Source organism: Anaeromyxobacter sp. SG17, assembly GCF_022690695.1.
GTDB classification, from domain to species: domain Bacteria; phylum Myxococcota; class Myxococcia; order Myxococcales; family Anaeromyxobacteraceae; genus Anaeromyxobacter; species Anaeromyxobacter soli.
Genome location: NZ_JALCYX010000071.1, coordinates 1 through 12,006 on the forward strand (window position 1 = coordinate 1; position 12,006 = coordinate 12,006).

General features: G+C 74.3%; 13 protein-coding genes. 8 read left to right on the forward strand and 5 right to left on the reverse strand.

What is annotated here, in order from left to right; translation table 11 throughout:
- Nucleotides 1–278: 278 nt before the first annotated feature.
- Both MNY60_RS19305 and MNY60_RS19310 read right to left on the reverse strand, forming a co-directional pair.
- Nucleotides 279–1,679, reverse strand: coding sequence for a sigma-54 dependent transcriptional regulator (locus MNY60_RS19305; RefSeq protein ID WP_242336786.1), 1,401 nt, complete (start codon nt 1,677–1,679; stop codon nt 279–281).
- On the reverse strand, nt 1,654–2,973 hold the full coding sequence (locus MNY60_RS19310) for a nitrogen regulation protein NR(II) (protein WP_242336789.1): 1,320 nt from the start codon (nt 2,971–2,973) through the stop codon (nt 1,654–1,656). Before MNY60_RS19310 ends, MNY60_RS19305 begins: the two co-directional genes overlap by 26 nt.
- A 261-nt stretch (nt 2,974–3,234) precedes the next feature.
- Between MNY60_RS19310 and MNY60_RS19315 the strand changes: the two genes are divergently transcribed.
- On the forward strand, nt 3,235–3,585 hold the full coding sequence (locus MNY60_RS19315) for an HPF/RaiA family ribosome-associated protein (RefSeq protein ID WP_242354050.1): 351 nt from the start codon (nt 3,235–3,237) through the stop codon (nt 3,583–3,585).
- A 65-nt stretch (nt 3,586–3,650) separates the two neighbouring features.
- Nucleotides 3,651–4,280 carry a carbonate dehydratase gene (gene can / locus MNY60_RS19320; protein WP_242336795.1) on the forward strand — a complete coding sequence of 210 codons (630 nt, stop codon included), beginning with the start codon at nt 3,651–3,653 and terminating at the stop codon, nt 4,278–4,280.
- A 36-nt stretch (nt 4,281–4,316) separates the two neighbouring features.
- Here can and MNY60_RS19325 read toward each other — a convergent pair whose 3' ends face one another.
- The gene (locus tag MNY60_RS19325; protein ID WP_242336798.1) at nt 4,317–4,811 is read right to left on the reverse strand and encodes a CcdC family protein; all 495 of its coding nucleotides are present in this window, start codon (nt 4,809–4,811) and stop codon (nt 4,317–4,319) included.
- Between the two features lie 112 nt (nt 4,812–4,923).
- Complete coding sequence (locus tag MNY60_RS19330; protein WP_242336800.1) at nt 4,924–5,265, reverse strand: cupin domain-containing protein; 342 nt, start codon at nt 5,263–5,265, stop codon at nt 4,924–4,926.
- 417 nt (nt 5,266–5,682) lie between these two features.
- Between MNY60_RS19330 and MNY60_RS19335 the strand changes: the two genes are divergently transcribed.
- The gene (locus MNY60_RS19335) at nt 5,683–7,083 is read left to right on the forward strand and encodes a phosphoribosyltransferase family protein (protein ID WP_242354048.1); all 1,401 of its coding nucleotides are present in this window, start codon (nt 5,683–5,685) and stop codon (nt 7,081–7,083) included.
- A gap of 19 nt (nt 7,084–7,102) precedes the next feature.
- The gene (locus tag MNY60_RS19340; protein ID WP_242336806.1) at nt 7,103–7,663 is read left to right on the forward strand and encodes an HPP family protein; all 561 of its coding nucleotides are present in this window, start codon (nt 7,103–7,105) and stop codon (nt 7,661–7,663) included.
- Nucleotides 7,664–7,859: 196 nt separating this feature from the next.
- Here MNY60_RS19340 and MNY60_RS19345 read toward each other — a convergent pair whose 3' ends face one another.
- Nucleotides 7,860–8,618: an SIMPL domain-containing protein gene (locus MNY60_RS19345; protein WP_242336809.1), complete on the reverse strand. Its 759-nt coding sequence runs from the start codon at nt 8,616–8,618 to the stop codon at nt 7,860–7,862.
- 133 nt (nt 8,619–8,751) lie between these two features.
- Here MNY60_RS19345 and MNY60_RS19350 point away from each other — a divergent pair, with 133 nt between their 5' ends.
- The 4 genes from MNY60_RS19350 (at nt 8,752) to MNY60_RS19365 (ending at nt 11,876) form a co-directional block, all read left to right on the forward strand.
- On the forward strand, nt 8,752–9,120 hold the full coding sequence (locus MNY60_RS19350; RefSeq protein ID WP_242336812.1) for a response regulator: 369 nt from the start codon (nt 8,752–8,754) through the stop codon (nt 9,118–9,120).
- A gap of 95 nt (nt 9,121–9,215) precedes the next feature.
- Nucleotides 9,216–9,986, forward strand: a complete 771-nt coding sequence (locus MNY60_RS19355) for a TSUP family transporter (protein WP_242336815.1) — start codon at nt 9,216–9,218, stop codon at nt 9,984–9,986.
- Between the two features lie 82 nt (nt 9,987–10,068).
- Nucleotides 10,069–11,343, forward strand: a complete 1,275-nt coding sequence (locus MNY60_RS19360; protein ID WP_242336818.1) for an acetyl-CoA hydrolase/transferase family protein — start codon at nt 10,069–10,071, stop codon at nt 11,341–11,343.
- Nucleotides 11,344–11,606: 263 nt separating this feature from the next.
- Nucleotides 11,607–11,876: an STAS domain-containing protein gene (locus tag MNY60_RS19365; protein WP_242336821.1), complete on the forward strand. Its 270-nt coding sequence runs from the start codon at nt 11,607–11,609 to the stop codon at nt 11,874–11,876.
- The last annotated feature ends 130 nt before the right edge of the window (nt 11,877–12,006 follow it).

Consider the following 12,006-nt stretch of genomic DNA (forward strand, 5'->3'; position numbering starts at 1 on the left):
GCTTGGGTCGGGACACGCGGGATCGCCTCCTGGCGATCCCGCATGATGATCCCCTGGCCGGCCGCTACAAGCCCGGCCGGAAATCCCCATTCAGTCCCATCGCTTGGCCGCTAACCGATCGGCATTGCGCCCTGCGGCGCGTCGGCGCTGCGAGCTTCGCGCCGGCGGCGCCGGCGCGAGCGGCGGCGGATGCGCAGATCGCTCCTTTCCTGAGCACCCGCCCCGGCGACGCCGTCGCGCCGCTCGCGACGGGCTCGGCTCGAGCGAGCGGTGCGGCGTCAGGCCGCGCCGCCGGCGCCGAAGTCCGCGGCGATCTCGTAGCGGCGGAGGCGCTCGGTGAGCGTGTTGCGGCTGATGCCCAGCCGGCGAGCAGCCTCCGACTGGTTGCCGCGGACGGCGGTCATCGTCCGGGCGATCACGTTGCGCTCCAGCGCGTCGAGCTGCTCCCGCAGGGTCCGGGCGCCCTCGGGATCGCCGTCGTCGCCGTCGCCCGCGGGGACGCCGCCGTCCCGAGGCGTGACGGGCTCCGCCGAGACGGTCGCGGTGAACGCGCTCGGCTCGAGCTCGCCGCCGCCGCTCAGGGCCACCATGCGCGCGACCACGTTCTCGAGCTGGCGCACGTTCCCCGGCCAGTCGGCGGCCCGCAGGCGCTCCACGAGCGCGGGGGCGAGGCGGACCTCCTCGGCCCCGAAGCGCTCCGCGTAGCGGTGCGCGAACTCGTGCGCGAGCGCCGGGATGTCCTCCCGGCGATCGCGCAGCGGGGGGACCACGAGCTCGACGACGGCAAGCCGATAGTAGAGGTCCTCGCGGAAGTGGCCGGCGCGGACCTCGGCGGCGAGGTCGCGGTTCGTGCACGCGACGATGCGCACGTCCACCTTCTCGACCCGCCCGGAGCCGACCGGCTGGATCTCGCCGTCCTGCAGGGCGCGCAGGAGCTTCGCCTGGATCGCGAGGGGGAGCTCGCCCACCTCGTCGAGGACGAGCGTGCCGCCGTTCGCCTCGGCGAAGAACCCGGGGCGGGCCTGGTTGGCGCCGGTGAACGCGCCGCGCGTGTGGCCGAAGAGCTCCGCCTCAGCCAGCTCCGCCGGGATCGCGCTGCAGTTGAAGCGGACCAGAGGGCCGTCCGCGCGCCGGCTCTGGGCGTGCAGCAGCGATCCGATGAGCTCCTTGCCCGTGCCGGTCTCGCCACGCACGAGGACGGTGATCTCCTTCGCCGCCACCCGCGACGTCGCGTCGAGGAGGTGCCGCATCTCCGCCGACTCGCAGACGACGCGCCGCCCGATGGCGTGCTCCGCGGTGAGCTGGCGGTTGCGCTGGCGCAGCCCGCGGGCCTCGACGGCGCGCTCCAGCGCGACGAGCATCTCGTCCACGTCGAACGGCTTCGTGACGTACTCGTACGCGCCCGCCTTGATGGCGCGCACCGCGAGCCGCTCCGAGCCGTGCGCCGTGAGCAGGATCACGGGGAGGCTCTCGTCGCGCTCGCGGACGGCGCGCAGGAGGTCCATCCCGTCCATCTCGGGCATGGAGAAGTCGGTCACCACCGCGTCGGCGCGATCGACGAGCTCGAGCGCCTCGGCGCCGGAGCGGGCGACGAGCGGCTCCCACCCGCGTCCCTGGACGAGCTCCCTCAGCGCGACGCGCACCGACGGCTCGTCATCGACGAGTAGGACACGCGGCATCGCACGCCCCCGTGGACACGCGCGGGAGGGTGACCTTGACGCGGGTTCCCTTGCCCGGCTCGCTCTCGTACCGCATCGACCCTCCGTGCTGCGCGATCACCGAGCGGGCGAGCACGACGCCGAGGCCGGTGCCGTCCTCGCGCGTGGTGAAGAACGGCGTCCCGATGTGCTTCAGCGTTTCGGGCGGCATCCCCCGGCCGTTGTCGCGGATCACGATCTCTGCCTCGTCTCCCGCCGGCCGGACCTCCACCACCACCTCGCCGCCCGGCGGCGTGGCCTCGATCGCGTTCGCCACGAGGTTGAGGAGCGCCTCCTTGATCCGGCGCGGGTCGGCCTCGAGCGTCGCGTCGCCCTGCGCGTACAGCCGCACGCGCGCCTCGTCGGCGCGCGCCGAGAGCACGACCAGCGCGTCCGAGACGAGCGGACCGAGCTCCACCCGCCGCGGCGTGACCGCCTGGAGCGGGCGCGTGAACGACAGGTAGTTGTGGAGGATCTCCTGCATCCGCGTGACCTCGCGCTCCACCACCTCCAGCCGCTCGTGCGACGGCGCCTCGGCCGGGTTCCGCAGCCCGAGCTGGACGAGCGCCTTCACGCCGGTGAGCGGGTTCTTGAGCTCGTGCGCCACCTTCGAGCCGATCTGCTCGAGGCTCTGGGCGCGGGCGAGCGCGTCGGCCGCCATCTCCTTGCGCGCCCGCGCGAACGCGTCGCGTCGCTTGCGGGCCCGCGCGTGGACCGGCGCGAGCAGGAGGCCGACGCCCAGGACGCTCACCAGCGTGAGGAAGGTGTGGGCCGGACCCGCGACCTCCGGCCCGGTGATGGAGCGCGGAAGGAGCGCGATGACGCCCACCTCGAGGGCGGTCGCGCCGAGCAACAGGCGCGTCTGGCGGCGGTCGCCGACCGCCGCCACGGCCGCGACGTACGCCCCCATGATCGTGAGGAGCAGCGGGCTGCGGATCCCGCCGGTGACGGTCACCGCCACGCCCATGGTGAGGAAGAAGCAGGCCTGGGCGGCGACGACGATCCAGGCGAGCTGGTCGATGTCGGCGTTCACGCAGAGCTTGATGTCGCGCTTGCGCCAGGTGAGGTAGTGAGCCTTCTGGACCGCCGCGGCGAGGGCCAGGATCACGATCCTGCCGGCGGGGTAGCCGGTCGCCGCCAGCGCCGCCACGGCGATCAGGTGGAAGACGACGGGGAGCAGGTCCTCGCTCGGCCAGCGCACGCCGCTGTGCACGGACGGCACCGCTCCGGCCGACCGGGGCACCAGGGGGGGCTGCAGGCGGGCGAACCCGATCATCGTGCTCGATCCTTCCGCAAGTTCCGGGCCGGACGTCAGGGTTCGCTCCATGCCCACGCTTTAACGGGGGAACACGCCCGCGACCCGCCTCCTGCCCAACGGGGATCTCTTCAGGTCGCGCAGATCGCTCAAGAACTGAGCAGCCCGGCGACACATTCAAGGACCCGAGGCGACGCGGCGAGATAACGTCATTTTCGCGGGGACGCGACGGCGCTAGACCGGAGCTCGGAGGGGAACGGAGGTGACGACGTGCACATCGACGTGAGGACGCGTGGTTTCTCCATCACCCCCGGCCTGCGCGACGCGATCGAGCGGCGGCTCTCGTTCGCGCTCGACCGGTACGAGCAGCGCATCGCCGGGGTGCGGGTCGTGGTCGGGGATCTGAACGGGCCGAGGGGCGGCGAGGACAAGTCCTGCCGGGTGGAAGTCCGGCTGCGCGGGGCGCGCACGGTGCGCGCGACCGCCCTCGACTCGGACGCGTACACCGCGATCGGCGCCGCAGCACATCGCGCCGGACGCGCGGTCGGGCGTACCCTGCAGCGGGAGCGGGCCACGATGCTCGAGCTGCTGTGGCTCGCGCGATCGCTCTCGCGGAGCCCATCCGCGGCGTGAACCCAGCGGCGACCTCTCCCCCGCGTCGCGCGTGGGAGGGGTCGCCCTCCGGAGGAGGAGAACGGGTGAAGACCTTGCAGTCGTGCTTCGAGGCGAACCGCGCCTGGGCGGCGAGGATGCGGGAGCGCGAGCCGGGCTTCTTCGAGCGGCTCGTCCACGCGCAGAAGCCGGAGCTCCTGTGGATCGGCTGCTCCGACAGCCGCCTACCCCCCGATCAGGTGGTGGGACGCCTGCCGGGCGAGATCTTCGTGCACCGCAACGTGGCGAACGTGGTGGTGCACACCGACGTGAACTGCCTCTCGGTCCTGCAGTACGGGATCGAGGTCCTCGGCGTGAGGCACGTCATCGTGTGCGGCCACTACGGCTGCGGCGGCGTGAGGGCCGCCATGGAGGCCACCCCGCTCGGCCTCATCGACAACTGGCTGCGGCACATCCGCGACGTCTACCTCGTGAACCGCGCGGAGCTCGACGCCATCGCCGACGCGGACGCGCGCGAGGATCGCCTGTGCGAGCTCAACGTCGCCGCGCAGGTCGCGAACGTCTGCCACACCACCATCGTGCAGGGCGCCTGGACGCGGGGCCAGGAGCTCACCGTGCACGGCTGGATCTACGATCTCGCGGACGGGCTCCTGCGCGACCTCGATCTCACGGTGGATCGGGCCGAGCAGATCCCGCCGATGTTCCGGGTCCGCTGAGGAGGGCCGAGCCCGGGCGGGCAGGCGCCCCGAGGCCTACGCGGCGTCCGCCGTCGCCGGCTCGGCGCGCAGGCGCCGGTACGCGAGGAGCATCGCGACGCGCCAGCGCACGATCATGCCGAACGCGAGCAGGAAGAAGAGCGCGCCCGTCTGCACCTGCGTCACGACCTGCTCGATGTAGACGCGGAGCACGAACCGCACCGCGACGAGCCCGAGCAGGATCCAGAGGAACGCGCTCGAGCGCTGCATCACGACGGCGTCGCCGCTGCGGACGAGCCGGGAGGTGCGGGAGAGCGGGTACGAGAACACGAGCGCCCCCGCAGCGAACGCGGCGCTCGCGTAGCTCCACGGCACCCGCGCGGCGGGCGCGAGGAACATGAGGAACCCGGTGCTCATCCCGAGCGGAGGGATGACGATCTTCCGGGTGGAGATCGGGCTCCTCGTCTCGCGCATCCGCCAGCCGATCATCACCGCGGCGCCGGCGAGCGAGACGAGGACGACGACGGCGGTGGGGACGTGGCCGAGAGGCATCGAGGTTCCATTGCGCCGGACGGGGCGCGTCGCTTGGCGAGAGAGGATACAGCGGGTCGCCGGCCGGACGCGACCGGCCGGGCGGCCGCGGGCCCGCCGCGAGACGGGAGGCTCACCCGCGCTCGCGCACCATCGACAGGAGCATCTTGAACCGCTCCGTCGCCTTCACCGCGTGCGGCACGCCCGCGGGCATGAGCACCGTCTCGCCCGCCCTCGCCGGCACGCGCTCGCCGCCGATGGTCAGCTCGACCGCCCCGTCGAGCACCTGCACGAACGCGTCGAAGGGCGCCGTGTGCTCCGACAGCTCCTGCCCGGCGTCGAACGCGAACAGCGTGAGCGAGCCGCCCGGCGCCTTCGCGAGCGTGCGGCTCACCACGGAGCCAGCCACGTACTCCACCTGCTGCTCCAGCCTGACCGCCTTCGCGCGCGGCAGCTCATTCTTGAGGACGTTCATGCCCCCTCTCCAATGCGAAGGCCCTGCCAGCACGAAACCTCCGTGAAATCAGGCCAGTGGTCGGCTACGAGCCCGCGTCACCGCGCTTTCGGTACCGACATCGCGGTGCGGCGTCGCGGTGCGGCGCCGAGGGTCCCGGCGAGCGAGCGACCCGGCGCGTCCCCGGTGGCGGCCTCGTGCCTTCGACGATCGCCGAGGGCCCGGAGCGGGTGGGCGCTTCTCCGCGCGCCGCGCCCGCGGCTCACCGGGCGCGATCATGGGCGTACGTACGCACGCGCGGTGCGGCCCCACCCGAACAGCGCGCCCCGCCCGACCCGTCCGCGCGCTGGACGCCGGCGGTAGCGTTCCCTCGAGAGCGCCGGCGGCGGCGCCGCGCGTGGATCGCGCGTGAGCGCGCGTCAGGCGAAGGAGGCGCGCATGGTCTTCCGGGACAGGGAGCAGGCAGGACGGCTGCTCGCGGAGGAGCTCGGGAGACTCCGCGCGGAGCGGCCCGTGGTGCTCGGGCTCACGCGGGGCGGCGTGCCCGTCGCCTTCGAGGTGGCGCGCGCCCTCGACGCGCCGCTCGACGTCGTGGTGGTCCGCAAGATCGGCGCGCCGGGATCTCCGGAGTACGCCATCGGCGCCATCGCCGAGGGCGGCGCGGTGTTCGTGCGCCGCGACGCGCTTCGCGAGGTGGGCCTCACCGAGGCGGACGCCGCCGAGCTCGCCGAGCGCGAGGTCGTCGAGCTCGCGCGGCGCGTCCGGCGCTACCGAGGCGATCGCCCGCCGGCGGAGGTCGCGGGGCGCACGGTCATCGTGGTGGACGACGGCGTCGCGACCGGGGCCACCGCCCGCGCCGCGGCCCGCGGCGCGAGGCAGCGGGGCGCCGCGCGCGTGGTGCTCGCTGCGCCGGTCGTCGCGGCGGCCTCGGTGGCGGAGCTCCGCGCGGACTTCGACGAGGTGATCGCCCTCGAGCTCCCCGAGCCGTTCTACGCGGTGGGCGCCTGGTACGAGCGGTTCGACCAGGTGTCCGACGAGCAGGTGGTGAAGAGCCTGCGGCGCGCCCGGGGCGAGCCGGCGGAGGGCGAGGTCGGCGAGCTCTGGAATGGAGAGTGGACCGCGCCCTTGGGCGCCGATCCGCCGGGCTCCGAGGCCGAGATCCTGTCGATCCCCTTCGACGGCCCGGCCGGCGGTCCGGGGGTCCTGGAGGGGGAGCTCGCCGTCCCCGATCGCGCCCTGGGGCTCGTCCTGTTCGTCCACGGGAGCGGCTCGACGCGCCGGAGCCCCCGCAACCAGCTCGTCGCGCGCGCGCTGCGGCGCGCCGGCCTCGCCACCCTCCTCTTCGATCTGCTCACGCCGCCCGAGGCGGCCGAGGACGAGGTCACGGCGGAGCTCCGGTTCGACATCGAGCTGCTCACCGGCCGCGTCGTCTCCGCGACGCGCTGGATCGCGGCCCTGCCCCGCGTGCGCGGGCTGCGCCTCGGCTACTTCGGCGCGAGCACGGGCGCCGCCGCCGCCCTCGCTGCGGCCGCGGAGCTCCCCGAGCTCGTCGGGGCGGTCGTGTCGCGCGGAGGCCGTCCCGATCTCGTGCCCGCGGCGGTGCTGGAGCGGGTGCGGGCGCCGGTGCTCCTCGTGGTCGGCGGCCGGGACTCCACCGTGCTGCGGCTCAACCGCTCCGTGCTCCCGCACCTCCGCTCAGCCGAGCTGACGATGGTGCCGGGCGCGAGCCACCTGTTCGAGGAGCCGGGCGCGCTCGAGTCGGTGGCCCGGCTCGCGGCGCGCTGGTTCGAGCGGACCTTCTCGGCGCCGGCGGCGCTCACTCCGCCGCCTTTCGCCTGAACGTGGGAGGAGGCTCGTCATGCGCAAGGCAGTCCCGTTCCTCGACGTCCCCATCCGCCGGGTCATGACCCCGCAGCCGGCGACGGTCGGCCCCGAGGACTCGCTGGGGGACGCAGCGGGCGCGATGGTGCAGGGCGGGTTCAGGCACCTGCCGGTGGTCGACGCGGACGGGTCGGTGGTCGGGATGCTCTCCGAGCGCGACCTTCGCGCGCGGCTCGGGACCGAGCTCGAGCGCTTCGCGGACGCCGCGCTCGACCTCCTCTCCGAGGAGGTCGAGGGCACGCTGCGCCCCGATCCGGTCACGATCCCGAGCACGGCGACGGTGCGGGACGCGCTCGAGATCCTCGCGGACGAGCGCGTCGGCGCGCTACCGGTCATGGACGGAGAGCGGCTCGTCGGGATCGTCTCTTACCTCGACCTGCTCGTGTACCTGCGCAGGGAGGCGCCTCCGGCGCCCACCCGGGGGGTGGAGCGAGCGGAGCCGCCCCGGCGCCGGGCACCGTCCCGGAAGCCGCCCGCGCGCAAGCCGCCGTCGCGGCAGACCGGCGCGCGCGGGGGTCGCCGCCGCGCGACCCGCTGACGGCGCGCTGGACACCCCCTGCGACACGATGCCTCGACCGCGTTGCCCCTCGATCGAGGGCTTTCGCAAGGGCTCCCGCCGCGGTTGGATCATCGACGGGGGCTGCTCATGACCACGGTCGCGGTCGTCTCGTTCGTCGTGCTCGTCGCGGTCGCGACGGTCCACGCCGTGCTGCCGGCGCGGACCCGGGCGCCGGTCAGCGGATCGCGTACGTCACGGACACGCTCGCGTCGATCTCGAGCTCGCCCGGCGTGACCGGCGCGCCGTCCGTCGCCACCATCGCCTGCGTCCGGTACTTCGCGAGCGGGATCGGCCGTTCGGCGGCGCCCTCCTCGATCGCCACCACCGCGCCCAGCGAGACCCCGGCCGCCTTCGCCATCGCCTCCGCCTTCGCCCGGGCGACCGCGACCGCGTTCGCGAGCGCCTCCTGGCGCTGCGGGGCCGGATCGTCGCGCTCGAAGGTGAGACCCCGCAGCGAGTTCGAGCCTGCGGCGACCACGCGCTCCAGGATCTGGCCGAGCTTCGCGAGATCGCGCACGGTCACGCGAACCTCGTCCACCACCGTGTAGCCGGTGATGTCCCGAGGCTTCCCGTCCACCCACGGACGCTCCACCTGCACGTCGTGGCGCGTCGTCTGGACGTCCTTCTCGGCGACGCCGGCCTTCGCGAGCGCGTCGATCATCCGCCGCATCTTCGCCGCGGCGTCCGCGACGGTCGGCGCGAGGGTCTTGCCGGTCGCCTCGATCCCCGCGAGCACCACCGCGACGTCGGGCCGGACCCTCACCCTGCCCTCTCCCGTCACGCGGAGCGTCCGGTCGAGGCTCCGCACCTCGACGGCGGGCGAGGCGGCGAGCACCGACTGCGCGGCGGGCGCGGGGACCTGAGCGGCGGCGGCGCGGGTCGCGCAGCCGAGCGGAACGAGCAGCAGGAGGGCGAGAGGGCGGGTCGTGGACATGGCTGCGTTACATACCTCGGCTCCGCCCCGCGAGGACGCGCCGCCGTGTCGCCGTGCGGGGCAGGTCGGCGCGCGCACTCCCCGCATGGGCGCGCGATGACGGGGTCGCTCTCGCCTAGGATGCGCCCCTTCGATGACCGACGGCTGCCCGATCCTCGTCGTCGACGACGACACCGACCTGCGGGAGACGCTCGGGGAGCTGCTCGAGGAGGAGGGCTACGACGCGCACCTCTGCGAGAACGGCCGCGTCGCGCTCGACCGCCTGCGCAAGGGGGAGCGCCCCGCGCTCATCCTCCTCGATCTCATGATGCCGGAGATGAACGGCTGGCAGTTCCGCGAGGAGCAGCTGCGCGACGCGCAGCTCGCGGAGATCCCTGTCGTCGTCATGACGGCGAGCCGCGGCTTCGAGGGACACCCCATCACCGCCTCCGAGATCCTGTACAAGCCCGTCGGCCTCGGCGATCTCATCGAGGCGGTCGAGCGGAACGTCCGGCCCCACTAGACGGGCCGCCCACGCCGCCCGCGCGGCGAAGCGAGGCGCAGCCGCCGTGCGCCAGCCCGTCGACTCCGGCCTGGCGTGCTATGACGCTGCCCCGCATGGCAGAGCCGGGCCTCCTCCAGATCGCGCTCCTCACGCTCGTCGCGCTCGTCGCCGGCGTCATCGACGCGATCGCCGGCGGCGGCGGCCTGCTCACCGTCCCCGCCATCCTCTGGGCCGGCCTCCCGCCGCACCTCGCCCTCGGCACGAACAAGGGCCAGTCGGTGTTCGGCTCGTTCGCGGCGCTCGCCCGCTTCACGCGCGGAGGGCTCGTGGACGGCCGCCGGGCGCGCATCACCTTCCCCCTGGGGCTCGCCGGCTCGCTCGGCGGAGCGGCGCTCGTCCTCGTAACGCCCCCCTCCGCGCTCCGGCCGATCGTCGTCGCGCTGCTCGCCTTCGCCGCGGTGTTCGTCGGCCTGCGCAGGGGGCCGCCGCCCCGGCTCGAGGACGCCGCCCCGCCCCGCAGCGCGGCGGCCATCGCGGGCGCCATCGCCCTCGCCGTCGGCGCCTACGACGGCTTCTTCGGGCCCGGCACGGGGACGTTCCTCATCGTCGCCTTCGTGGCGCTGCTCGGGGACGGGCTCTCCCGAGCGTCGGCGAGCGCCAAGGTCGTGAACTTCGCCTCCAATCTCGCGGCGGTCGCCCTCTTCGCGTCCCGCGGCGTCGTCCTCTGGCGGATCGCCCTCCCCATGGCGGCGGCGCAGCTCGCGGGCGGCTGGGTGGGCGCCCACCTCGCCATCCGGCGCGGCGACGCCCTCATCCGGCGGGTGGTGGTCGCGGTGGCGCTCGTCCTGGCCGCCAAGCTCGCCTGGGACATGCGCAACCCATGACGTGACGCGGCAAGCCTCCCCCGCGCGAGGCGCGCTTGCTACACTGCCGCGGCGAAACGCCCCTCCAGGAGGAAGCCGCGCGATGAGCCGAACCGTCTCGGCCGAGGAAGCCGTCTCCGTCGTCAAGTCGGGCGATCGCGTCTTCATCCACAGCGTCGCCGCCGCGCCGCAGCGGCTCGTGGACGCCCTCACGGCGCGCGCGAGCGAGCTGCGCGTCGTCGAGATCGTGTCGCTGCACACGGAGGGGCGCGCGCCCTACGCCGCCCCCGAGCACGCGAAGAGCTTCCGCGTGAACGCGCTGTTCGTCGGCGCCAACTACCGCGCGGCGGTCGAGGAGGGGCGGGCCGACTACCTGCCGGTGTTCCTCTCCGAGGTGCCGAAGCTGTTCCGCTCCGGCGTCCTCCCGCTCGACGTCGCGCTCGTCCACGTGTCGCCGCCCGACCGCCACGGCTTCTGCTCCCTGGGCGTGTCGGTGGACGTCACGCGGGCGGCGGTGCAGACCGCCCGCACCGTCATCGCGCAGGTGAACCCGCGCATGCCGCGGACGCACGGCGACGGCCTCATCCACGTCGACGCGATCGACTACCTCGTGGAGGTGGACGAGCCGATCCACGAGCTGCCGGAGCGCGAGCTCACGGAGGCGGAGCGCGCGATCGGGCGCCACTGCGCGGAGCTCGTGGAGGACGGCGCGACGCTCCAGCTCGGGATCGGCGCCATCCCGCAGGCGACCTTCGCGTACCTCGGCGATCACCAGCGGCTCGGCATCCACACCGAGATGCTCTCCGACGGCATCGTCGACCTCGTCGACAAGGGCGTCATCACCGGCGAGGCGAAGCGCGTCCACCCGGGCAAGATCGTGGGCGGGTTCGCCGTCGGCACCCGCAAGCTCTACGACTTCCTCCACGACAACCCGCTCGTGGCGATGCTCGACATCGCGTACGTGAACGACACGGCAGTCATCCGCCGGAACCCCCGGGTCACCGCGATCAACAGCGCCATCGAGGTGGATCTCACCGGCCAGGTGTGCGCCGACTCCATCGGCGACCGGCAGTACTCGGGCGTGGGCGGGCAGATGGACTTCATCCGCGGCGCGGCGCTGTCCGACGGTGGCAAGCCCATCATCGCCCTGCGCTCGACCACCGCGGCGGGCGAGCCGCGCATCGTCTCGTACCTGAAGCCGGGCGCCGGCGTCGTGACCACCCGCGCCCACGTGCACTTCGTCGTGACGGAGCACGGGATCGCCGATCTCTTCGGCAAGAACCTGCGCCAGCGCGCGGCGGCGCTCATCGCGATCGCCCACCCCGCGCACCGCGACGCGCTCGCCGCCGAGGCCCGCCGCCGCTTCGGCAGCTGGTGATCCGGCGGGCCGAGCGCCCGCCTTCCGGGAGTTCACCGATCCGGCGCCTGCGCGCCGCGGCCGCGTCACGCCGTGCGCGCACGATCCCCGCTCCGTCGAGCCGCGGCCCCGGACGCGGCGGCGGGTTGCGGTAGCCCGGGGGAGTACAAATTCTCTTAACCGACCACGTCACGCACGCGAGAGACGACGAAACGCGCGTCCGGAGGGCCGAGGCGATGCCAGGCGCTTGCAAATTCGTCCGGGAGTCAGAGGCCGGTCGGACGGTGATCCGCCTGTCCGGCGTCTTCGACCGGACGTCCGCCGCCGAGCTGGCGGAGCGGCTCGAGGCGGAGCGCGGAGGCGAGGTGGTGCTCGACTTCAGCCTGATCCGCGAGTTCGCCGACCTGGGCGTCGCCGCGCTCGCGCACGAGCTCGCCGGCGGCGACCGGCGCCTGCTGCTGCGCGGCCTGCGCCAGCACCAGCTCCGCATCTTCCGCTACTTCGGCGTGGACGTGGAGGCCTTCCAGCACCCGCAGGCGCCCGCGCTGCACTGAAACGGCAGGCGGCGTGCCTCGGGGGGGCCGGGGGGCGCCCCCCCCCCCCCCCGGGGGGCGCCCCCCCCCCCCCCCCCCCGGCCCCCGGGGCCCCCCCCCCCCCCCGCCCCCGCCCCCCCCCCCCCGGCCC